Origin of the sequence: Shewanella sp. SR44-3 (assembly GCF_014163735.1) — a bacterium.
Taxonomy (GTDB): Bacteria; Pseudomonadota; Gammaproteobacteria; order Enterobacterales; family Shewanellaceae; genus Shewanella.
Window position 1 is genome coordinate 30787 of the sequence record NZ_JACJDV010000022.1, and the last position, 22084, is coordinate 52870.

At 44.5% G+C, this 22084-nt stretch carries 22 protein-coding genes and 2 tRNA genes; 23 read left to right on the forward strand and 1 reads right to left on the reverse strand.

The window, feature by feature from the left end:
• Positions 1-2 precede the first annotated feature (2 nt).
• The 12 genes from nqrE (at position 3) to greA (ending at position 12392) form a co-directional block, all read left to right on the forward strand.
• Positions 3-611 (forward strand): NADH:ubiquinone reductase (Na(+)-transporting) subunit E, encoded by a 609-nt coding sequence (gene nqrE / locus H5073_RS11960; RefSeq protein ID WP_011495438.1) that lies wholly within the window; start codon positions 3-5, stop codon positions 609-611.
• A 46-nt stretch (positions 612-657) separates the two neighbouring features.
• Positions 658-1884 (forward strand): NADH:ubiquinone reductase (Na(+)-transporting) subunit F, encoded by a 1227-nt coding sequence (nqrF, locus tag H5073_RS11965; protein WP_182679803.1) that lies wholly within the window; start codon positions 658-660, stop codon positions 1882-1884.
• A 106-nt stretch (positions 1885-1990) separates the two neighbouring features.
• Entirely contained in the window at positions 1991-3016 is a 1026-nt protein-coding gene (locus H5073_RS11970; protein WP_182679804.1) for an FAD:protein FMN transferase, read from the forward strand.
• Between the two features lie 13 nt (positions 3017-3029).
• Positions 3030-3254: a (Na+)-NQR maturation NqrM gene (gene nqrM, locus H5073_RS11975; RefSeq protein ID WP_182679805.1), complete on the forward strand. Its 225-nt coding sequence runs from the start codon at positions 3030-3032 to the stop codon at positions 3252-3254.
• A gap of 217 nt (positions 3255-3471) precedes the next feature.
• Entirely contained in the window at positions 3472-3942 is a 471-nt protein-coding gene (bfr, locus tag H5073_RS11980) for a bacterioferritin (RefSeq protein ID WP_182679806.1), read from the forward strand.
• Between the two features lie 53 nt (positions 3943-3995).
• Entirely contained in the window at positions 3996-4463 is a 468-nt protein-coding gene (bfr, locus tag H5073_RS11985; RefSeq protein WP_182679807.1) for a bacterioferritin, read from the forward strand.
• 172 nt (positions 4464-4635) lie between these two features.
• Complete coding sequence (locus tag H5073_RS11990; protein ID WP_220488050.1) at positions 4636-5454, forward strand: M48 family metallopeptidase; 819 nt, start codon at positions 4636-4638, stop codon at positions 5452-5454.
• Between the two features lie 98 nt (positions 5455-5552).
• The gene (locus H5073_RS11995) at positions 5553-6170 is read left to right on the forward strand and encodes an FKBP-type peptidyl-prolyl cis-trans isomerase (protein ID WP_182679808.1); all 618 of its coding nucleotides are present in this window, start codon (positions 5553-5555) and stop codon (positions 6168-6170) included.
• Between the two features lie 88 nt (positions 6171-6258).
• The gene (dapB, locus tag H5073_RS12000; protein WP_182679809.1) at positions 6259-7071 is read left to right on the forward strand and encodes a 4-hydroxy-tetrahydrodipicolinate reductase; all 813 of its coding nucleotides are present in this window, start codon (positions 6259-6261) and stop codon (positions 7069-7071) included.
• Between the two features lie 163 nt (positions 7072-7234).
• The gene (carA, locus tag H5073_RS12005) at positions 7235-8392 is read left to right on the forward strand and encodes a glutamine-hydrolyzing carbamoyl-phosphate synthase small subunit (protein WP_182679810.1); all 1158 of its coding nucleotides are present in this window, start codon (positions 7235-7237) and stop codon (positions 8390-8392) included.
• 27 nt (positions 8393-8419) lie between these two features.
• Positions 8420-11647 (forward strand): carbamoyl-phosphate synthase large subunit, encoded by a 3228-nt coding sequence (carB, locus tag H5073_RS12010; RefSeq protein ID WP_182679811.1) that lies wholly within the window; start codon positions 8420-8422, stop codon positions 11645-11647.
• Positions 11648-11915: 268 nt separating this feature from the next.
• A complete protein-coding gene (gene greA, locus H5073_RS12015; protein WP_182679812.1) occupies positions 11916-12392 on the forward strand; it encodes a transcription elongation factor GreA in 477 nt (158 codons plus the stop codon).
• Positions 12393-12545: 153 nt separating this feature from the next.
• On the opposite strand, the gene yhbY is transcribed toward greA, so the two are convergent.
• The gene (gene yhbY / locus H5073_RS12020) at positions 12546-12845 is read right to left on the reverse strand and encodes a ribosome assembly RNA-binding protein YhbY (protein ID WP_182679813.1); all 300 of its coding nucleotides are present in this window, start codon (positions 12843-12845) and stop codon (positions 12546-12548) included.
• A gap of 90 nt (positions 12846-12935) precedes the next feature.
• Here yhbY and rlmE point away from each other — a divergent pair, with 90 nt between their 5' ends.
• From rlmE to H5073_RS12075, 11 genes are all read left to right on the forward strand, one after another.
• Entirely contained in the window at positions 12936-13565 is a 630-nt protein-coding gene (gene rlmE, locus H5073_RS12025) for a 23S rRNA (uridine(2552)-2'-O)-methyltransferase RlmE (protein WP_182679814.1), read from the forward strand.
• A gap of 45 nt (positions 13566-13610) precedes the next feature.
• A complete protein-coding gene (gene ftsH, locus H5073_RS12030) occupies positions 13611-15584 on the forward strand; it encodes an ATP-dependent zinc metalloprotease FtsH (protein ID WP_182679815.1) in 1974 nt (657 codons plus the stop codon).
• A gap of 91 nt (positions 15585-15675) precedes the next feature.
• Entirely contained in the window at positions 15676-16524 is an 849-nt protein-coding gene (gene folP / locus H5073_RS12035) for a dihydropteroate synthase (protein ID WP_182679816.1), read from the forward strand.
• 76 nt (positions 16525-16600) lie between these two features.
• A complete protein-coding gene (gene glmM, locus H5073_RS12040; RefSeq protein ID WP_182679817.1) occupies positions 16601-17938 on the forward strand; it encodes a phosphoglucosamine mutase in 1338 nt (445 codons plus the stop codon).
• Positions 17939-18109: 171 nt separating this feature from the next.
• Positions 18110-18892 (forward strand): triose-phosphate isomerase, encoded by a 783-nt coding sequence (gene tpiA / locus H5073_RS12045; protein ID WP_182679818.1) that lies wholly within the window; start codon positions 18110-18112, stop codon positions 18890-18892.
• A gap of 3 nt (positions 18893-18895) precedes the next feature.
• Positions 18896-19228 (forward strand): preprotein translocase subunit SecG, encoded by a 333-nt coding sequence (gene secG / locus H5073_RS12050; RefSeq protein ID WP_182679819.1) that lies wholly within the window; start codon positions 18896-18898, stop codon positions 19226-19228.
• A gap of 9 nt (positions 19229-19237) precedes the next feature.
• A tRNA-Leu gene (locus H5073_RS12055) sits at positions 19238-19324 on the forward strand.
• Positions 19325-19405: 81 nt separating this feature from the next.
• Positions 19406-19482: transfer RNA gene (locus H5073_RS12060), tRNA-Met, on the forward strand.
• A gap of 173 nt (positions 19483-19655) precedes the next feature.
• Positions 19656-20111: a ribosome maturation factor RimP gene (rimP, locus tag H5073_RS12065; protein ID WP_011495457.1), complete on the forward strand. Its 456-nt coding sequence runs from the start codon at positions 19656-19658 to the stop codon at positions 20109-20111.
• A 29-nt stretch (positions 20112-20140) separates the two neighbouring features.
• Positions 20141-21640, forward strand: coding sequence for a transcription termination factor NusA (gene nusA, locus H5073_RS12070; protein WP_011495458.1), 1500 nt, complete (start codon positions 20141-20143; stop codon positions 21638-21640).
• Positions 21641-21665: 25 nt separating this feature from the next.
• Positions 21666-22084, forward strand: a 419-nt coding sequence (locus tag H5073_RS12075) for a translation initiation factor IF-2 associated domain-containing protein (protein ID WP_182679820.1), incomplete at its 3' end; no start/stop codon positions are given.

A 22084-nucleotide genomic window follows, 5' to 3' on the forward strand; every position in this document is an offset into this window, starting at 1 on the left:
AAATGGAACATTATATTAGTTTATTAATTCGCTCTGTCTTCATTGAAAACATGGCGTTATCCTTCTTCTTAGGTATGTGTACTTTTTTAGCTGTGTCTAAGAAAGTCACCACTGCGATGGGATTGGGTGTGGCTGTAATCGTAGTACTTGCGATTTCAGTGCCTGCAAACCAAATCATCTACCAAGGTATTTTAGCGCCAGGCGCGTTAGCTTGGGCTGGCGTACCGGATGCAGATTTGAGCTTCTTGAAGTTCATTACCTTCATCGGTGTTATTGCGGCATTAGTGCAAATTTTGGAAATGACCTTAGATAAGTACTTTCCGCCTTTGTACAACGCTTTAGGTATCTTCTTACCTCTTATCACAGTGAACTGTGCCATTTTCGGCGCGGTGGCTTTCATGGTTGAGCGTGATTACAACCTGACTGAAAGTTTAGTGTTTGGTGTAGGTTCCGGTATCGGCTGGGCATTAGCTATTGTGCTACTGGCTGCTGTTCGCGAAAAGATGAAGTATTCTGATGTGCCAAATGGGCTACGTGGTTTAGGTATTACCTTTATCTCAGCAGGTCTTATGGCATTAGGTTTCATGTCGTTCTCAGGTGTGTCTCTTTAAGAGGCGCGCTTACGGCATATTAAATTGAACCTTTAAGGATAAGTTAATGTTAGAAGTCTATCTAGGCGTAGGTATGTTCACCGCCATTGTCTTAGTCTTAGTCTTAGTGATTTTATTCGCTAAATCTAAGCTAGTAGCAAGCGGTGATATTACCATTGGCATCAATGGTGATGCAGACAAAGCGATTAAAACCGGTGCGGGCGGCAAGTTACTTGGCGCATTGGCCAATAACGGTATTTTCGTTTCGAGTGCATGTGGTGGCGGTGGTTCATGTGGCCAATGTCGTGTGCACATTAAGTCAGGTGGTGGTGATATTCTGCCAACTGAACTTGATCACATCAGCAAAGGTGAAGCACGTGCCGGCTGTCGTCTTTCATGTCAGGTTAATGTTAAATCTGATATGGAAATCGAACTTGATGAAGAAATTTTCGGCATCAAAAAGTGGGAATGTGAAGTTATCTCTAATGATAACAAAGCGACCTTCATTAAAGAGCTTAAGTTACAGATCCCCGATGGCGAATCTGTACCGTTCCGTGCCGGTGGCTATATTCAAATTGAAGCCCCAGCTCACCATGTGAAATATGCTGATTTCGACGTACCAGCAAAATACCGTGGCGATTGGGAACACTTTGGTTTCTTCAAACTTGAATCAAAAGTTGATGAAGAAACCATTCGTGCATACTCTATGGCTAATTACCCTGAAGAGTTTGGCATCATAATGCTGAACGTGCGTATTGCTACGCCACCACCACGTAACTTAACCCTGCCTTGTGGCAAGATGTCTTCGTACATCTGGAGCTTAAAAGCGGGTGATAAAGTGACAATTTCAGGTCCATTTGGTGAGTTCTTTGCTAAAGATACCGATGCTGAAATGGTATTTGTCGGTGGTGGTGCCGGTATGGCGCCAATGCGTTCACACATTTTCGATCAGCTAAAGCGTCTTAAGTCTAAGCGTAAGATGAGTTTCTGGTACGGTGCACGTTCTAAGCGTGAAATGTTCTACGTTGAAGATTTTGATGGCCTAGCGGCAGAAAATGAAAACTTCAACTGGCATGTTGCTCTGTCAGATCCACAAGCTGAAGATGAGTGGACGGGTTACACAGGTTTTATTCATAACGTATTGTATGAAAACTACTTACGTGACCATGATGCACCAGAAGATTGTGAATTCTATATGTGTGGTCCACCAATGATGAACGCCGCTGTGATCAGCATGCTGAAAGACCTTGGTGTTGAAGATGAAAACATCTTATTGGATGACTTCGGCGGTTAATCTTTAGCCCTAGTTATCTATGAAAACAAAATTGCAGTCTTGTTGAGGTTCTGGTGACAGAATATTCACAAGCTGCAATTTTTTTATCAGAGAGATCCTCCCTATTATGATTACTTCTCACTTAAAAAGCCTTGGTCTACTTGCCATGATTTGGCTTGTCAGTGCCTGTAGCCAACCCAATGAAGTGATTGCCTTATCTGGTAACACTATGGGAACGACTTACAATATTAAGCTTAATGCCCATGATGGTTTGCTGGAGGCTAAAGCCTTACAAGCTGAAATTGATTTGGCGTTAGAGCAAGTAAACGACCAGATGTCTACCTATAGAAAGACCTCTGAATTGTCACAGTTCAATCAGTTAGCCAATGGTGAAGCCGTTCAAGTATCAAGTGATACGATTAAAGTCATCACAGAAGGCAAGCGTTTGCACGAGCTTACTTCAGGTGCGCTGGATATCACTTTAGGGCCTTTAGTAAATATCTGGGGATTTGGTCCTGATAAAAAACCACTCACACTCCCCACAGATGATGCTATTGCAGCTGTCAGAGTAAAGACGGGGATGGATGGTTTTTCCATTCAAGTGTCAGAGGGGCAAGCTTCACTACTTAAGAAAAAAGACGGTTTATATATTGATTTATCAGCAATAGCTAAAGGCTTTGGAGTCGACAAAATAGCAAGCCTATTAGATCAACATAAGGTCAGCGGTTATTTGGTTGAGATAGGCGGCGAGCTTAGAATTAAAGGCACTAAAACAGATAAAAGCCCTTGGCGAATCGCCATCGAGCAGCCAACAACTGATGGCCGTGAGATCCAGCAAGTGATAACCCCCGGCACTATGGGCTTAGCAACTTCTGGTGATTATCGTAATTACTTTGAAGATGAAGGCCAGCGTTTCTCGCACCTTATTGATCCTCGTAGCGGCAAACCTATTAAGCATACATTAGCCTCAGTAACAGTGCTGCATCCTGAATGCATGACCGCCGATGGTTTAGCAACGGCTATGATGGTGTTAGGTACACAAGCATCATTGGCACTTGCCAAAGAGCAAAATTTAGCAATAATGCTGATTGAGAAGCAGCAACAAGGTTTTCAGGTCTTCTACAGTGAAGCCTTTAAAGCGTATGTAAACTAGCTGGAGCAGAGTAATGAGCACATTTATCGCGACATTCGTAGTATTAATGGTGTTTTTTTTATTGATGTCGGTTGGCTATCTGGTCAAAAAGAAAGCTGTTGAGGGAAGTTGTGGTGGTCTGGGTGTCTTGGGCATTGAAAAAGCCTGCGATTGCGACGATCCCTGTGATAAGCGCAAGCGCCGTCTCGCCAAGGAAGAAGAGCGCAACGAAAAGCTCGCCAAGAATCGCATTATTTAACGACGTGTTAACGACTTAACCATTTCTAGTCAATAAAAAGCCTGCTTGCAGGCTTTTTTTATTAGTAGTGAATAAGAACCATCTAAAAAGCTGAGTGTTAATGATAATGGTTATCACTATTTAAGCTTATGAAAATAAACGATATTTGCTTATTTCTCTAACCTGTATTATCCTATTCGATATTGATTTTGATCACAATTCTCCCTAAGGACAGCAAATGAAAGGCCATCCTAAAGTTATTAGCCAGTTAAACCGCATACTTACCTGTGAATTAACTGCGATTAATCAGTATTTTCTTCACGCCCGTATGTTCAAACATTGGGGGCTTGAAAAGCTCAATGAGAAAGAATACAAAAAATCTATTCAAGATATGAAGCACGCAGACAAGTTGATTGAGCGAGTGCTATTCCTTGAAGGTTTGCCAAATCTGCAGCAGCTAGACAAGTTGAGAATAGGTGAACACTGTCAAGAAATGCTCGATTGCGATCTAACTATGGTGGCTGAACAACTTGTGGCACTCAGAGAAGCAATTAAATTATGCGAAGCTGAGCGCGATTACGTTAGCCGTGATTTGCTTGAAGATGTATTAGAAGATGAAGAAGAACATTTGGATTGGATTGAATCTCAAAATGAGCTTATCAAACAAACAGGTATTCAAAATTATCTACAGTCACAGATAACCGATTAAACAATCGACTACATTCTTGACTAAACCCTTGAATACTTAATAAGGAGTCAGCCATGAAAGGCAACCCAGAAGTTATAGCAGCCTTAAATAGTCTGTTAACCGGCGAATTATCGGCAATGGATCAGTATTTTGTTCATGCTCACATGTATGATGACTGGGGGCTTGATTCCCTTTATGAGCGTATTGCCCATGAGTCAGATGATGAGAAAGTCCATGCCGCTAAATTAGTTCAACGTATTTTGTTTCTTGAAGGCACTCCTGATGTGGCTAGCCGTGAAGCGTTGAACATAGGTAAAGACGTCAAGGAAATGATGCAGAATGACCTTGATTACGAGTATAAGGTTGCTGAACATTTACGTGAAGTTATCGCACTTTGTGAACAAAAAGGTGATTATCAGACCCGTGAAATTCTAGAAGTGTTATTAGATGATACCGAGTCAGATCACATGTACTGGCTTGAAAAGCAATTAGGCTTAATCGAACGTATCGGTATTCAGAACTATCTGCAGACCAAGATGTAAGTTTGAGCGATTAAAGCTAGTCTTATCTAAAGGCCCAAGTTTAGCTTGGGCTTTTTTGTGACTGTTATATAAAAATTTATTAGCTGGGCACTAAACACTACACGCACTTTCTACAAAGCCTTAGCTTGTGTAATATTAATTAATTTCCCGCCGTCTTTCTTTAAGGTGAACCATGAAACCCATTATTGCCAATTCTATGTTAAGCCTATTCGTTGCAACCGTCCTTAGCGGCTGTATCAGCACTCAATCGCCCACTGGTCGCAGTCAAACGTTACTGTTTTCTGAAACTCAAATGCAAAAAATGGGTGCAGAATCCTTTGCCTCTATGAAGCAAGAGCAGAAAGTCAGTAAAGATAAAGCCTTAACAACCTATGTTAATTGCGTTGCTAAGCGGATAACGGATGTGTTGCCTGGGGAGGCTATGCAGTGGGAGCTAGTGCTGTTTGAATCTGAACAGGTCAATGCGTTTGCGGTGCCAGGCGGCTTTATTGGGGTTTACACTGGCTTATTAAATGTTGCTAACACTCCAGATCAGTTAGCAACAGTGTTAGGTCACGAAGTGGCCCACGTATTAGCACATCACGGTAACGAGCAAGTGTCGCGGGCGCAGATGACTGGGATTGGCATTCAACTCGCGGACGCTGCACTTGGCGCTGGCGGCGTATCTAATAAAGACTTATATATGCAAGCCTTAGGATTAGGTGCCAAAGTGGGGTACATCTTACCCTTTGGCCGTGCTCAGGAAAGTGAAGCGGATGTCATGGGGCTTGAGTTAATGGCTAAGGCTGGCTTTGACCCTAGCCAGAGCATCGCTCTTTGGCAAAATATGGCTAAAGCTGGCGGTGCCCAAGGCCCTGAATTACTTTCGACCCATCCCTCAAATGATCGCCGCATTCAAGATTTGCAAGCGCTGCAAGGGAGCGTGACTCCTTTGTATCAAGCTGCTCGCGAAACGAATTTGGCTAAATGTATTCAGCCAAGCAAGAAATAGCCAAATAGCAAAAAATAGCGATTTTTTTGCCAACATTGGTGATAAATCTGTGATAAACTCCCGTGAAATTTTTAACGTGAATTGAGAGTAAACTATTTATGTCTGATATATTCAGCACTTTAGAGCAGCAAGCCAGTTACGGTGTAGGTCGTCAAATGGGCGAGCAATTAGCCGCCAATCCATTTGAAGGTATTGATATTTCTGCTGTACAAGCAGGCCTAGCCGATGCATTCGAAGGCAAAGAAAGTGCTGTGTCTATGGAAGACCTTCAAGTTGCCTTCACTGAAATCAGCCGTCGTCTGCAAGAAGCGCAAGAAGCTGCTGCTGATGCTGCTAGTGCAGAAGGCGAAGCCTTCCTTGCTGAAAATGCTAAGCGTGATGGCGTAGTAGTGACGGATTCAGGTCTTCAATATGAAGTATTAGTACAAGGTGAAGGCGAGAAGCCAACGCACGAGTCTACAGTACGTACTCATTACCACGGTACCTTCATTAACGGTGATGTGTTCGATTCATCTGTGACACGTGGTCAGCCTGCCGAGTTCCCAGTATCGGGTGTTATCGCTGGTTGGACTGAAGCGCTACAGTTAATGCCTGTTGGCACTAAACTTAAATTATGTGTGCCTCACCACTTAGCTTACGGTGAGCGCGGCGCGGGAGCTTCCATTCCGCCATTCTCGACTTTAGTATTTGAAGTCGAGTTATTAGATATTATCTAAGTTCATTAAAACGCCTAAGTTTACTTAGGCGTTTTTGTATCTAGCGAATAAATTTAGACGTTGATGTAAGTATTGCTCTGGAGAGTCTATGACAACTAAAGTAAGAGTTGCGGTTGTGGGTGCTAGCGGTCGTATGGGCCGAGTACTAATCGAAGCTGCCAAACATCAGGAAGTGATCACTTTGGGCGCAGCAATTGAGCGTCAAGGCTCAACCTTGATTGGCGCTGATGCGGGCGAACTTGCCGGTGTGGGTTCTGTGAATGTTGCCATTCGTGATTCGTTAGATAATGCTAAAGATGACTTCGATGTCTTAATTGATTTTACTTCACCTGAAGCCACCATGGTTCATTTAGAATGGTGCTTGCAGCACAATAAGCCGATGGTTATTGGTACCACAGGTTTTAATCATGCCCAAAAAGAGCAGATAAGTGCTTGCGCCGAACAGATCCCCCTAGTGTTCTCGCCTAACATGTCTGTTGGGGTTAACTTAATGTGGAAGTTGCTCGAAGTGGCTACTGCCGTTATGGGGCAAGATACCGATATAGAAATTATTGAAGCACACCATAGACACAAGAAGGATGCGCCTTCTGGCACAGCGCTAAAAATGGGCGAAATCATCGCCAACACACTAGGGCGTGATTTAGAAGAATGCGCCGTCTATGGCCGTGAAGGCATAACCGGTGCCCGTGATAGAAACACCATTGGCTTTGCAACTGTTAGAGCTGGCGACATTGTGGGTGAACACACGGCGATGTTTGCTGATATTGGCGAAAGAATTGAAATTACCCATAAAGCATCGAGTCGGATGACTTATGCTAATGGGGCAATGAGAGCCGCATTTTGGTTATATGATCAAAACGCCGGACTCTACGATATGCAGCAGGTCCTAGGGCTTAGTTGATCGTTATAAACCACCAATTGGTGGTTTTTTTTTAAACAAAAACGCGCTAAAGGATTAGGCGTGCTAACTTAGGTGGCATAAATCAGCTTGAACTTGAGTTGATGACACATAAGTTGATAGGTTAATAACAAAATACATCATTTACTTTTAATGTTTTGGCTCTTTGGAGGTCGCGTTGACACAGTCTGCCTTACTCGTACTCGAAGATGGAAGCGTTTTTTCTGGCACTGCAATAGGTGCTAAAGGAATGTCTGTTGGTGAAGTGGTATTTAATACTTCAATGACAGGTTATCAAGAAATTTTAACGGATCCTTCCTATTCTCGACAAATCGTTACCTTAACTTACCCGCATATAGGTAATACAGGTACCAATGAAGAAGACACAGAATCTACAGGAGTTCACGCCTGTGGCCTGATTATTCGTGACTTACCACTACTCGCAAGTAATTTCCGTAACCAGCAGTCATTAAGTGATTACTTGGTTGCTAATAATGTTGTTGGCATCGCCGATATTGATACCCGCAAGTTGACCCGTATTTTGCGTGAAAAGGGTGCCTTAGCGGGCTGCATCATGGTTGGCGAGATTGATGAGGCTAGAGCGTTAGTTCATGCCAAAGCTTTCCCAGGTCTTAAGGGCATGGATTTAGCGAAAGAAGTGACCACAGATAAAGCCTATAACTGGCGTAATGGTAGTTGGCGTTTAGTGGGAGGCTTACCTCAAGATACCCCAAGTGATGAGCTGAAATACAAGGTCGTTGCCTATGACTATGGTGTAAAGCACAATATTTTACGCATGTTAGTGGACAGAGGTTGTGACGTGACTGTGGTTCCAGCACAAACGCCTGCAAGTGAAGTGTTAGCCATGAACCCTGATGGGGTGTTTTTATCCAATGGACCAGGTGATCCAGCACCTTGTACTTACGCTATTGAAGCCATTCAAGCTCTGTTAAAAACTGAGGTACCAATTTTTGGTATTTGTCTTGGTCATCAGTTGCTTGCGTTAGCCTCTGGTGCCAAAACCTTAAAAATGAAATTTGGTCACCACGGTGCTAACCACCCAGTCAGCAATCTGGAAAAAGGCACTGTGATGATCACCAGTCAAAACCATGGTTTTGCTGCCGATGAAGCCACTTTGCCAGCCAACATTAAAGTCACCCATAAGTCACTGTTTGATGGTTCACTCCAAGGTATTCACTTAACGGATAAGCCGGCGTTTAGTTTTCAGGGGCACCCTGAAGCCAGCCCTGGCCCAAATGATGCCGCGCCACTGTTCGATCACTTTATCGAGCTTATTGAACAATACCGTCAAAACGCTAAGTAATCCGTTATCTGGGAGAAGAGAAAAGCAATGCCAAAACGTACCGATATAAAAAGTATTCTTATCCTAGGGGCTGGTCCAATTGTGATTGGACAAGCATGTGAGTTTGATTACTCAGGTGCTCAAGCCTGTAAAGCGCTGCGTGAAGAGGGTTACCGCGTCATTCTGGTGAATTCAAATCCAGCGACCATAATGACAGATCCAGAAATGGCTGATGCAACCTACATCGAGCCTATTCACTGGGAAGTGGTGCGCAACATTATCGCCAAAGAACGTCCCGATGCGATATTACCTACTATGGGCGGACAAACCGCACTTAACTGCGCCTTGCAGCTTGAAGCCAAAGGGGTGTTAAAAGAGTTTAACGTCGAAATGATTGGCGCTACCGCCGATGCTATTGACAAGGCTGAAGATCGTAGCCGCTTCGACAAAGCCATGAAGGCCATTGGCCTTGATTGTCCTCGCGCAGGTATCGCCCATACTATGGATGAAGCTTATGGCGTATTGGACATGGTGGGCTTCCCTTGTATTATCCGCCCTTCATTTACCATGGGCGGCAGTGGCGGCGGTATCGCCTATAACAAGGAAGAGTTCGAAGAGATTTGTTCTCAAGGCTTAGACTTGTCACCGACCAATGAACTGCTTATTGATGAGTCGCTCATAGGTTGGAAAGAATATGAAATGGAAGTGGTGCGCGACAAAAATGATAACTGCATTATAGTCTGCGCCATTGAAAACTTCGACCCTATGGGCGTGCACACAGGTGATTCAATCACAGTGGCACCCGCGCAAACCTTAACCGACAAAGAATACCAGCTGATGCGTAATGCCTCACTTGCGGTATTGCGTGAGATTGGCGTGGAAACGGGTGGCTCGAACGTGCAGTTCGGTATTTGCCCTGAAACTGGCCGCATGGTCATTATCGAGATGAACCCTAGGGTGTCGCGCTCATCAGCGCTGGCGTCTAAAGCCACGGGTTTCCCTATCGCCAAAGTGGCTGCCAAATTGGCCGTGGGCTTTACCTTAGATGAATTGATGAATGACATCACAGGTGGTCGCACCCCAGCCTCATTTGAACCTGCGATTGATTATGTTGTTACTAAGATCCCTCGTTTTAACTTTGAAAAATTTGCCGGTGCTAACGACAGATTAACCACTCAGATGAAATCCGTGGGTGAAGTGATGGCCATTGGCCGTACTTTCCAAGAGTCACTGCAAAAAGCCCTTCGCGGCCTTGAAGTGTCTCGTAATGGTTTCGATCCTATCGTGGATTTAGCAACAACCGATGCCATGACCCGTATTCGTCATGAACTTAAAGAGCCTGGCGCTGATCGTATTTGGTACATAGCCGATGCTTTTAGAGCTGGCTTATCATGTGATGAAGTGTTTACGCTGACGAATATCGATCTTTGGTTTCTGGTGCAAATAGAAGAGCTTATCAAGCTTGAGTCCGAAGTTGCAGAAGCCGGTATGTCAGGTTTAAATGCGGACTTCTTGCGTAAATTGAAGCGTAAAGGCTTTGCCGATGCTCGCTTAGCTGCTGTGCTTGGGGTGAGTGAATCTGAAGTGCGTAAGCTGCGTCACAAGTACAGCCTTCACCCTGTATACAAACGTGTCGATACCTGTGCTGCTGAATTTGCAACCGATACCGCCTACATGTACTCAACCTATGAAGATGAGTGTGAGGCACTGCCTTCAAATCGTGACAAAATCATGATTTTAGGTGGCGGTCCAAACCGTATTGGTCAGGGTATCGAGTTTGATTATTGCTGCGTTCATGCCGCATTAGCGCTACGTGAAGACGGTTATGAAACCATTATGGTTAACTGTAACCCTGAAACCGTATCTACCGATTATGACACTTCGGACAGACTTTATTTTGAGCCAGTGACATTAGAAGATGTGCTTGAAATCGTCCGCATCGAGAAGCCAAATGGCGTTATCGTGCAGTACGGTGGTCAAACGCCACTTAAACTTGCTCGCGAGTTAGAAGCTGCAGGTGTGCCGATTATTGGTACTAGCCCAGATGCTATCGACAGAGCTGAGGACAGAGAGCGTTTCCAGCAAGCCATTCAACGTCTGAACATGAAGCAGCCAGAAAATGCGACTGTGACTACCGTTGAAAGTGCGGTAATTGAAGGCGAAAAGATTGGCTATCCATTAGTGGTGCGTCCCTCTTACGTTCTTGGCGGCCGCGCGATGGAAATCGTTTACGACAAGCAAGATTTACTGCGCTATTTCAACGAGGCTGTGAGCGTGTCTAACGCCTCACCGGTACTGTTGGATCACTTTTTAGATGATGCTATTGAAGTGGATATTGATGCGATTTGCGATGGCGAGACTGTAGTAGTTGGCGCCATCATGGAGCACATCGAGCAAGCGGGCGTTCATTCAGGTGACTCAGGTTGTTCATTGCCACCGTATACCTTGAGCCAAGCGATTCAAGATGAGATGCGAGTACAAGTGTCTAAATTGGCGTTTGAGCTTGGCGTTGTGGGCTTGATGAACGTGCAGTTCGCGGTTAAAGATAACCAAATCTACATGATTGAAGTTAATCCACGCGCTGCCCGTACTGTGCCTTTTGTTTCTAAAGCGACTGGCGTGCCACTGGCTAAGATTGCAGCCCGTGTCATGGCGGGACAAAGCCTTATTCAGCAAGGCTTTACCAAAGAAGTTATTCCACCTTTTTACTCGGTTAAAGAAGTGGTATTGCCGTTTAACAAGTTCCCAGGTGTTGATCCACTACTAGGGCCAGAAATGCGCTCAACGGGTGAAGTCATGGGGGTAGGTAATACCTTTGCCGAGGCTTATGCTAAGGCGCAGCTAGGGGCAACATCTGAAGTACCTAAATCAGGACGTGCGCTATTGTCTGTACGTAACAGCGATAAAAAGCGTGTTGCTGATTTAGCGGCTAAGTTAATTGAACTTGGCTATCAAATTGACGCCACCCACGGTACGGCAATTGTGCTAGGTGAGGCCGGGATTAACCCACGTTTAGTGAATAAGGTCCACGAAGGTCGTCCTCATATTCTTGACCGTATTAAGAATGGTGAATACACCTACATAGTGAACACTACTGAAGGGCGTCAAGCCATTGAAGACTCACGTCAAATTCGCCGCGGAGCCCTGCGCTACAAGGTGAATTATACCACCACGCTAAACGCGGCATTTGCAACTTGCATGGCGCACTCTGCTGATGACAGGAGCCAGGTGAGTTCCTTGCAAGAACTGCATCAAAGGGTATTGAATAAAGCATAAGCTTGATAAGTCGTTAAATAAAAGGTCGCCTCAGGGCGGCCTTTTTTTATGATCTATGACTAGCAAGTCGCTTAAAGCTTAGGTAAGCTGTCGGCAATTATTTGATCCATTACTAGTACGAATACCATTTTGAAAAAAATCGGCTTATCGAGCATCAAAGATAAGTCATGGTATCACTGCCATGGTGGCGTTTTGTGAACTAGTAAACTGTATTGCTCACTAGGGCGATAGAGTATGTTTTTGTTTCTAAAGGAGACTTAAGGCAATTATGAGTAAAGTTCCTATGACAGTAGTGGGCGCAGACCAACTACGTAAAGAATTAGAATTTTTAAAATTTGATCGTCGTCCTAAGATCACTGAAGCCATAGCTTCGGCCCGTGAGCTCGGGGATTTAAAAGAAAATGCCGAATATCACGCAGCCCGTGAAGATCAGGGGATTTGTGAAGCTCGTATTCGTGATATCGAAGGCAAGTTATCGAATGCACAGATCATTGATGTGACAAAAATTGAAAATGCTGGCCGAGTGATCTTTGGCACCACAGTGACAATTTTGAACCTTGAAACCGATGCTGAAGTAAAATACCGCATAGTGGGTGATGATGAAGCTGATATTAAGCAGAACCTGATCTCAGTGAATTCACCGATTGCCCGTGGCCTTATTGGCAAAAACGAAGGCGATGAAGTGTCTATTACTACACCAGGTGGCTTAACTGATTACGAAATTATTGCGGTTGAGTACATTTAGTTGCACTTTTCTGGAGCTGTTTAGCTCATAAGTACTTGGCTTTTATGCTGAGGAAGATAACAATAAGGCCACTGAATTCAGTGGCCTTATTTTTGCTTGCTGATAACTCAGGTGTTTAGGTGTGTGCCTAAAAGTATTCCCGAATAATCAATATTATTTGGTTTTTGGTAAGGCGATTTTCATTTCTTGAGAATGACGGAAAAGCACCAACACGTGACCAATAACTTGAACTTTAGCTGACTGAGTTTCACGCACGATAGCATCGACTATAGCGTTTTTAAGTTCTCTATCGGCGCCAGCGACTTTAACTTTGATAAGTTCATGGTGTGTTAACGCGCTGTCAATTTCAGCTAGAACACCTTCAGTCAAACCATTGGCACCCAGCATGACCACTGGCTTAAGATTATGCGCCAGGCCTTTTAAATGCTGTTTTTGTTTGGTTGTTAAGTTCATTTCTACCAACTTTTGCTGAGTTACTATTGAAAAGCCGCTATTCTACCCTTATATAAGCTCTGTGTAACTCTCAATTGTTATGGAATTTGAATGTCAGCTAAAAAACGAACCGCCAGCTCAGCCCGCTGGATGCAAGAACATTTTGATGATCACTATGTCAAACTCGCACAGAAAAGGGGGCTAAGGTCACGTGCTGCATTTAAGTTAGAAGAAATTCAGCTAAAAGATCAGCTTATTCGCCAAGGTATGACAGTGGTGGATTTAGGTGCAGCCCCTGGCGGCTGGTCACAAATAGCGGTTAAATTAGCTGGTGATAAAGGCAAGGTTATTGCCTGTGATATTTTACCTATGGATCCCATCGTTGGTGTCGACTTTTTACAAGGCGACTTCCGCGAAGAAAAGGTACTCAATGCGCTGCTTGACAGGGTAGGTGAGGACAAGGTTGATGTGGTACTATCGGACATGGCTCCCAATATGAGCGGTTCCGATGGTGTTGATCAGCCTAGAGCTATGTACTTGGTTGAATTAGCATTAGATATGTGTCATCAAGTATTGGCGCCAAATGGCTGTTTTGCCGTCAAAGTCTTTCAGGGGGAAGGCTTTGATGACTATATAAAATCAGTTAAAGAAGCATTTAAAACCGTAAAAACGCGCAAACCAGACTCCTCTCGCGCCCGTTCTCGGGAAGTCTATCTAGTAGCGACTGGATACAAGTTGTAGTAGTCTAATCTTAATCATCGCAAGACTTGAACGAGGTCTAGTAATTTGAGTGACATGGCAAAAAATTTAATTCTCTGGGTCGTCATCGCTGTAGTATTGATGTCGGTATTTCAGGGTTATTCCCCCTCTTCTTCGAATTCGCAGAAGATGGATTATTCCACCTTTTTAGACAGTGTTCGTGGTGGGCAAATAAATACGGTTGAAATTAAAAGTGATCAACGAACAATCGAAGGCACTAAGCGTACTGGTGAGAAGTTTGTCACCATCATGCCTATGTATGACCAAGATTTGATCAACGACCTTGACCGTAAAGGCATCACGATGAAAGGTCAAGAAGCTGAAGAATCAAGCTTTTTGACTCAAATCTTTATTTCTTGGTTCCCAATGTTACTGCTTATCGGTGTGTGGATATTCTTCATGCGTCAGATGCAAGGTGGTGGCGGTAAGGGCGCAATGTCATTTGGCAAGAGTAAAGCCAAATTGATGAGTGAAGATCAAATCAAAACCACCTTTGCTGATGTGGCGGGTTGTGATGAAGCCAAAGAAGAAGTAAAAGAATTAGTGGATTACTTACGTGACCCCACTAAATTCCAGAAATTAGGCGGCCGCATTCCAACAGGAGTCTTGATGGTGGGGCAACCTGGTACGGGTAAAACTTTACTCGCAAAAGCCATTGCTGGTGAATCCAAGGTACCATTCTTTACTATTTCAGGTTCTGATTTCGTGGAAATGTTTGTCGGTGTTGGTGCATCTCGCGTGCGTGACATGTTCGAACAAGCGAAAAAATCATCACCCTGTATCATCTTTATCGACGAAATCGATGCTGTAGGTCGCCAACGTGGTGCTGGTGTGGGTGGTGGTCATGATGAACGTGAGCAAACCTTAAACCAGATGCTGGTTGAGATGGATGGCTTTGAAGGTAACGAAGGCGTAATCGTTATCGCAGCCACTAACCGTCCTGATGTATTGGATTCGGCGTTATTGCGCCCAGGTCGATTCGATCGCCAAGTGGTTGTTGGCTTGCCTGATGTTCGCGGCCGTGAACAAATTTTGAAAGTGCACATGCGTAAAGTGCCATTATCAGATGATGTTAAAGCCAGCGTTATTGCTCGTGGTACCCCAGGGTTTTCAGGTGCAGACCTTGCTAACTTAGTAAACGAAGCGGCCTTGTTTGCTGCCCGTGGCAATCGCCGTGTAGTGGGAATGGAAGAGTTCGAACGTGCTAAAGATAAAATCATGATGGGTGCAGAGCGCCGCTCTATGGTGATGTCAGAAGCTGAAAAAGAAATGACTGCTTACCATGAAGCTGGGCATGCCATAGTAGGCTGTTTAGTGCCTGAGCACGATCCTGTGCACAAGGTCACTATTATTCCTCGTGGTCGAGCTTTGGGGGTGACGTTCTTCTTACCAGTGGCCGATGCCATTAGTCAGAGCCGCCTCAAGCTTGAATCGCAAATATCAGTAGCCTATGGCGGCCGTCTTGCAGAAGAACTGATTTATGGCAGTGATAAAGTGTCAACTGGCGCATCACAAGACATCAAATATGCAACGTCTATTGCGCGTAATATGGTGACTCAGTGGGGCTTCTCAGACAAACTAGGTCCATTGCTATACGCAGAGGAAGATAATGAAGTTTTCTTAGGTCGTAGCATGGGTAAATCTAAGGCTATGTCTGATGACACTGCGACTATCATCGATGCTGAAATCAAAGCCTTTATTGATAAAAATTACGCCAGAGCTCAACGGTTACTTAACGAAAACATGGATATCTTACACGCGATGAAAGATGCCTTGATGAAGTATGAAACCATTGACTCATTACAAATTGATGATTTGATGAATCGCCGTGAAGTTCGTCTTCCTGCTGAATGGCAAAAAGATGAAGCATCAGATGATGACAGTAATACGCCTAAGTCAAAAGCAGAGGCTGATGATGTTAAAAAGGCTGATGCTAGCGCGGACAGCGATGTTGATACTGAAACTAAAGTTGATGATGCCGATGGCACGCCCGCTAAGTAATCCTTGAGATTAATGAAGAAAACCCCGTTTAGGGGTTTTCTTGTTTCTATAAGGCTACAAACTAACGGTAAATCGGCGCAATGGATAAAAAATGTTTGAATTAAAGAGCAAAAATAAAAGCTTAGATTTAAGTGCTCCCCTAGTGATGGGGATAGTGAATGTGACTCCTGATTCCTTCTCCGACGGTGGACAATTTGCCAATTTTGATGCCGCTTGTGCTCATGTGGATAAATTAGTCGCACAGGGTGCAAAAATTTTAGATATTGGTGGTGAGTCAACCCGTCCAGGCGCCGCAGAAGTTAGCCTTGCTGATGAGCTTGCGCGGGTTATTCCTGTTATAGAATACGCGGCTCAAAAATACGCGGGCACAGGGGGAGGGATTTGGCTATCAATCGATACCAGCAAGCCCGAAGTTATGGCCGCAGCAGTTAATGCTGGCGCTGATATGATTAATGATGTCAGGGCGTTACAGCTGCCTGGTGCCTTGGAAATGGCTGCAAACCTTAACGTACCAGTGTGTTTAATGCACATGAAGGGGGAGCCTAAAGACATGCAGGAGGCGCCTGAGTATCAAGATATCATCCAAGAAGTCAGTGATTTTTTTGATGTTCGAGTCGATGCTTGCATGGCTGCAGGGATCGAGAGAGGCAATATCTTACTCGACCCAGGCTTTGGCTTTGGGAAAACCCTTGAACATAACTATCAGCTACTGGCACAATTGCCGGCATTACATGCTTTTCACCTGCCAATCTTGATTGGTTTGTCAAGAAAGCGCATGATTGGCGAGCTTTTACAACGTGATGTCACAGAACGCCTTGCCGGCAGCTTAGCGGGAGCTTTGATTGCGGCTCAGCAAGGTGCACGAATTTTACGGGTTCATGATGTGGCTGAGACTCGAGATGTGTTAAGCGTGATGTCAGCGACCATGGCCTGCAGTTAAGCAATATGATGAGCAGATGCTCAATGTTATTTTGAAGTAATTATCTTATTAAGTGGTAACACTTAAGCGAGGAAGCGTGAAACAAAGACAATTTTTTGGAACCGATGGTATTCGTGGAAAAGTAGGCGCGGGTAAGATGACCCCAGAATTAGCGCTAAAACTCGGTTGGGCAGCAGGACGAGTATTATCTCGAAATGGCACAAAAAAAGTCATTATAGGTAAAGATACTCGTATTTCTGGTTATTTATTCGAATCAGCCTTAGAAGCCGGACTTTCAGCTGCAGGTTTAAATGTGTTGTTATTAGGACCTATGCCTACGCCGGCAGTTGCCTATCTGACCCGTACCTTTAGAGCAGAAGCCGGAGTAGTGATCAGTGCTTCTCATAATCCATATTATGATAACGGCATCAAGTTTTTCTCAACCGATGGCAGTAAACTTGATGATGTTATCGAGCTTGAAATCGAAGCTGAACTTGAAAAACCGTTAATCTGTGTAGAGTCACATTTATTGGGTAAGGCCCGCAGGATTGAAGATGCTGCTGGGCGTTATATCGAATATTGCAAAGGAAATTTTCCAGCAGATCAAACCCTTGCAGGACTTAAAATCGTAGTAGATTGTGCCCATGGCGCTACCTATCATATAGCACCTAGCGTATTCAGTGAGCTGGGCGCCGAGGTTATTGCTATTGGTGATAAGCCAAATGGCATTAACATTAACCATGAAGTGGGTGCCACTTCTATGGGCAAAATTTGTGAAACTGTGATCGCAGAAGGCGCTGATTTAGGTATCGCGCTGGACGGTGATGGTGACCGTATCATGATGGTCAACCGCAAGGGTGAAGTGATTGATGGTGACCAAATTCTTTATATTCTTGCTGCTGACGCCCAAAAACGTGGTCAGCTTAAAGGTGGCGTTGTTGGTACTTTGATGTCAAATTTAGGGCTAGATCTTGCCTTGCAAGCATTAGATATTCCTTTTGCTCGCTCCAACGTAGGTGATAGATACGTAATGGAAATGCTCAAGAAAAATGATTGGCGCATTGGCGGTGAGAACTCGGGTCATATTCTTGATCTTGACCACGGCACCACAGGTGATGGCATTATTGCTGGGATCTTAGTGCTTGCTGCCATGCGTCGTCAAAATGCAACCTTAGAGCAGTTGGTTGAACCGATGAAAATGTTACCTCAAGTCTTAGTTAATGTGCGCTTTGAAGGTAATGACAATCCCCTTGAGTCTGAACTTGTTAAGACAGCACAGGTTAAAGTCGAGCAGGCATTAGGTGCCCGTGGACGGGTATTATTACGTAAATCTGGTACTGAACCATTAATTCGTGTCATGGTTGAAGGAGATGATCATGATTTAGTTTTGGCTCATGCCAATCGGATTGCCGATGCAGTTAAATTGGCTTGCTAGATCTCTAAATCCTGCTTAGGAAGTAAAATTCCTAGGCTAATTCATTGATAAGTCTCGTTGAAGTATAAAAAATATCCATATCGACGTGATAATTCAAATAATCCAACGTTAGCTATTGTAACTTGATAAGCGGTTCGCTATTATTCACGCCGCTTTCAGGAGGAGACAGTAATGGCACTCAGACGTCCTATGGTTGCAGGCAATTGGAAAATGAATGGTAATGCGGCATTAGCCCAAGAGCTGTTCAAGAAATTTGCTGCTAAGCTCCAAAATGATTCTGCTGAGGTGGTGTTATGCCCGCCTTCTATTTACCTAGAAAGTGTTAGGCAACTGCTTGAAGATAACAAACAAGCCCTAGATGGTGCGTTAGTTAGAATGGGTGCGCAAAATTTGAGTCAACATGACTTTGGCGCCTATACCGGAGAGATCTCCGGGCAGATGTTAAAAGATTCAGGATGTCGATATGTCATTATCGGCCACTCCGAGCGTCGCCGTATGTACGGAGAGACGAGTAATATCGTAGCGGAGAAGTTTGCTGCTGCACAAAAACATGGTTTGACCCCGATACTTTGTGTTGGTGAGTCAGGTCCAGCACGTGAAGCAAGACGTACCTTTGAGGTGATTGCTGAAGAGTTGGATATAGTCATAGAAAAGAACGGTACCATGGCTTTTGATAACGCCATTATCGCCTACGAACCTTTATGGGCCGTAGGGACAGGTAAGAGCGCTACTCCAGAGCAGGCGCAAGAAGTACATGCGTTTATACGCAAACGCCTCTCGGAAGTCTCTCCCTTTATTGGTGAGAATATCAGGATACTATACGGTGGTAGCGTTACGCCTAGCAATGCGGCAGATTTGTTTGCCCAGCCTGATGTTGATGGTGGACTGATAGGCGGAGCTAGTTTAAACTCCAGCGAGTTTTTAAGCTTATGTACCATAGCGATGAGTGCCTAGATTATGTATGAAGTATTAATGGTTGTATATCTGATGGTGTCGATTGGTCTAGTAGGACTTATCTTAATCCAACAGGGAAAAGGTGCCGATATGGGTGCATCTTTTGGAGCAGGTGCTTCTGGCACTTTGTTCGGTTCTAGCGGTTCAGGTAACTTCCTGACACGCAGTACAGCAGTGTTAGCGATTGGTTTTTTCGCCTTAAGCCTAATTATTGGCAACTTAAGCGCAAACCATGTACAGCAAGACGATGCGTGGAACGAAATTAATTCTGCTACTGAGCAAGTTGTTGAACAAGCGCCAGTAACAGAAGAAACAGGAACTGAAATTCCTGATTAAGCAAGATTAGCCGAGGTGGTGAAATTGGTATACGCGCAGCCTTGAGGTGGCTGTGTCCTAACGGACGTGCGGGTTCAAGTCCCGCTCTCGGCACCATTTAGACACTAGTCAAGTAAGGCGTTACATGATTAGTGATTGCAAGCATAGAGAGAAATCAATATACTTGCAGCCAGTTGACGCGGGGTGGAGCAGTTTGGTAGCTCGTCGGGCTCATAACCCGAAGGTCATCGGTTCAAATCCGGTCCCCGCAACCAACTTTTTGTAATATGAATTTCATCGAACTGATGCATATTACAATTTACAGGTTCTATAATAAGAAGACCTCGTGATTACGGGGTTTTTTGTTATATGGACTTTTAAAAACCGTGTTTTTTTGCGGTTAGTTCGGGGGCTATTAGCCCTTTTTTCGTTTTTCTGGGGGTCATTTTTGGCAACAATAGAATCTAGACTGGTCGAAATGCTCACTGTGCCAGTTGAAGCCTTGGGCTTCGAGCTTTGGGGCATAGAGTTCGTTCATGCTGGTCGTCACTCGATAGTGCGTGTTTTTATCGACAGTGAAAAAGGCATCTTTATTGAAGACTGTGCCGAAACCAGTCGTCAAGTCAGTGCGGTACTGGATGTTGAAGACCCCATTACGACCGAATACACATTAGAAGTGTCTTCGCCTGGTGTTGATAGGCCTTTATTTACTGCGGCGCAGTATCAGGCTTATATCGGTGAAGATGCGAAAGTTCAATTGACTATGCCTGTTGCGGGTAGTCGTAATTTAAAAGGCGTCATCAGTAAAGTTGAAGGTCAGATCTTGACACTTAACGTTGATGGTAAAGACTTGATTATTGCCTTGGATAATATCCGTAAAGGCAACATTATCGCTAAGTTTTGATGGTTTCAAGGTGAACGAGGCAAGACGATATGAATAAAGAAATCCTGCTAGTCGCAGAGGCAGTTTCTAATGAAAAAGCCGTACCCCGCGAAAAAATATTTGAAGCGCTAGAAATTGCACTAGCTACAGCAACCAAGAAAAAGTATGAAGGTGACATCGAGGTTCGTGTTGCTATCGATCGTAAAACGGGTCACTACGACACTTTCCGTCGTTGGATGGTGGTTGACGATCAAGGTGAAGCATTAGAAAACCCGTACAGTGAAATCACCTTAGAAGCGGCCCGTTACGAAGAGCCAGGTATTGAGCCTGGTCAATACATAGAAGATCAAATTGACTCTGTGGTATTTGACCGTATTACAACCCAAACAGCCAAGCAAGTCATAGTACAAAAAGTACGTGAAGCTGAGCGTGCCCAAGTTGTAGAACAATTCATCGAAAAAGAAGGTGAGATTGTTACAGGTATTGTTAAGAAAAGCAGCCGTGAAAACGTGGTTGTTGACTTAGGCAACAATGCTGACGGCGTACTGTTCAAAGAAGATTTGATCAGCCGTGAATCTTTCCGTCCAGGTGACCGCGTTCGCGCATTACTTTACTCAGTCCGTCCTGAAGCACGCGGCGCGCAGTTATTTTTAACTCGCTCTAAGCCTGAAATGCTGATTGAACTGTTCCGTGTAGAAGTGCCTGAAATTTACGACGAAATGATCGAAATCATGGGCGCAGCTCGCGACCCAGGCGCTCGCGCTAAGATTGCGGTCAAGTCAAACGACAGACGTATAGACCCTATCGGTGCTTGTGTTGGCATGCGTGGTGCACGCGTTCAAGCCGTTTCTAACGAGCTTGGTGGTGAGCGTGTTGATATCGTGCTTTGGGATGAAAATCCAGCACAATATGTGATCAATGCCATGGCACCAGCCGATGTGGCCTCTATCATAGTCGACGAAGATAATCATTCTATGGATATCGCCGTTGAAGCTGATAGCTTGGCACAAGCCATTGGTCGAAATGGACAAAACGTACGTTTAGCTACTCAGCTTACCGGCTGGGAACTGAACGTAATGACAGTGGAAGACATGAATAAGAAACACCAGGCAGAAAGTGCCAAGGTGATCGATTTATTCGTGAGCGCCCTAGAAGTGGATACTGATTTTGCAACTGTGCTTGCAGAGGAAGGCTTCACTTCACTAGAAGAAATCGCTTACGTACCAGAAGCGGAATTATTAGCTATCGATGGTTTTGATAGCGACATAGTTGAAACATTACGTGAACGCGCAAAAGCGGCTATTTCTACCCGTGCATTAGCAACGGAAGAAGCATTAGATGGCGCTGAGCCAAGTGAAGATTTATTAGCATTGGAAGGGTTGGAAAGGCACTTAGCTTACGTTCTAGCGAGCAAAGGCGTAGTGACTTTAGAAGACCTAGCCGAACAAGGCATAGACGATTTGATCGAAATTGAAGAATTAACAGAAGCAAAAGCTGGTGAGCTCATCATGGCGGCCCGCAATATCTGTTGGTTTGGCGAAGAAGCATAAGTCGATCAGCAGGGGGATTTAATTGATGGCAGATACAAGCGTACAAAAATTAGCCGCGGAAGTGGGTAAAAGTGTTGAGCGACTGATTGAGCAGTTTTCTGAAGCAGGCATTAACAAAGGCCAAGCTGATACAGTGTCAGAAACTGAGAAACAACAGCTACTTGATTACCTAAAGAAGCAACATGGTGCCGATAAAGAGCCCACTAAAATGACATTACAACGTAAAACTGTATCGACATTAAGTGTGCCAGCCGGCGGCGGTCAGTCAAAAGACGTGAAAGTTGAAGTGCGTAAAAAGCGTACTTTCGTTAAGCGTGATGACAGCGAATTAGCTGAGCAAGCTGAATTAGAAGCAAAAGCGAAAGCGGAAGCTCAAGCTGCTGCTGAAGCTAAGCAGAAAGCAGAAGCGCAAGCTAAAGCCGCAGCAGAAGCAAAAGCAAAAGC

What these genes read in the sequence shown, in the direction of transcription:
- nqrE (WP_011495438.1), top strand. Translation starts at nt 3, where the DNA reads ATGGAACATTATATTAGTTTATTAATTCGCTCTGTCTTCATTGAAAAC.
- nqrF (WP_182679803.1), top strand. Translation starts at nt 658, where the DNA reads ATGTTAGAAGTCTATCTAGGCGTAGGTATGTTCACCGCCATTGTCTTA.
- H5073_RS11970 (WP_182679804.1), top strand. Translation starts at nt 1,991, where the DNA reads ATGATTACTTCTCACTTAAAAAGCCTTGGTCTACTTGCCATGATTTGG.
- nqrM (WP_182679805.1), top strand. Translation starts at nt 3,030, where the DNA reads ATGAGCACATTTATCGCGACATTCGTAGTATTAATGGTGTTTTTTTTA.
- bfr (WP_182679806.1), top strand. Translation starts at nt 3,472, where the DNA reads ATGAAAGGCCATCCTAAAGTTATTAGCCAGTTAAACCGCATACTTACC.
- bfr (WP_182679807.1), top strand. Translation starts at nt 3,996, where the DNA reads ATGAAAGGCAACCCAGAAGTTATAGCAGCCTTAAATAGTCTGTTAACC.
- H5073_RS11990 (WP_220488050.1), top strand. Translation starts at nt 4,636, where the DNA reads ATGAAACCCATTATTGCCAATTCTATGTTAAGCCTATTCGTTGCAACC.
- H5073_RS11995 (WP_182679808.1), top strand. Translation starts at nt 5,553, where the DNA reads ATGTCTGATATATTCAGCACTTTAGAGCAGCAAGCCAGTTACGGTGTA.
- dapB (WP_182679809.1), top strand. Translation starts at nt 6,259, where the DNA reads ATGACAACTAAAGTAAGAGTTGCGGTTGTGGGTGCTAGCGGTCGTATG.
- carB (WP_182679811.1), top strand. Translation starts at nt 8,420, where the DNA reads ATGCCAAAACGTACCGATATAAAAAGTATTCTTATCCTAGGGGCTGGT.
- greA (WP_182679812.1), top strand. Translation starts at nt 11,916, where the DNA reads ATGAGTAAAGTTCCTATGACAGTAGTGGGCGCAGACCAACTACGTAAA.
- yhbY (WP_182679813.1), bottom strand. Translation starts at nt 12,845, where the DNA reads ATGAACTTAACAACCAAACAAAAACAGCATTTAAAAGGCCTGGCGCAT.
- rlmE (WP_182679814.1), top strand. Translation starts at nt 12,936, where the DNA reads ATGTCAGCTAAAAAACGAACCGCCAGCTCAGCCCGCTGGATGCAAGAA.
- folP (WP_182679816.1), top strand. Translation starts at nt 15,676, where the DNA reads ATGTTTGAATTAAAGAGCAAAAATAAAAGCTTAGATTTAAGTGCTCCC.
- tpiA (WP_182679818.1), top strand. Translation starts at nt 18,110, where the DNA reads ATGGCACTCAGACGTCCTATGGTTGCAGGCAATTGGAAAATGAATGGT.
- secG (WP_182679819.1), top strand. Translation starts at nt 18,896, where the DNA reads ATGTATGAAGTATTAATGGTTGTATATCTGATGGTGTCGATTGGTCTA.
- nusA (WP_011495458.1), top strand. Translation starts at nt 20,141, where the DNA reads ATGAATAAAGAAATCCTGCTAGTCGCAGAGGCAGTTTCTAATGAAAAA.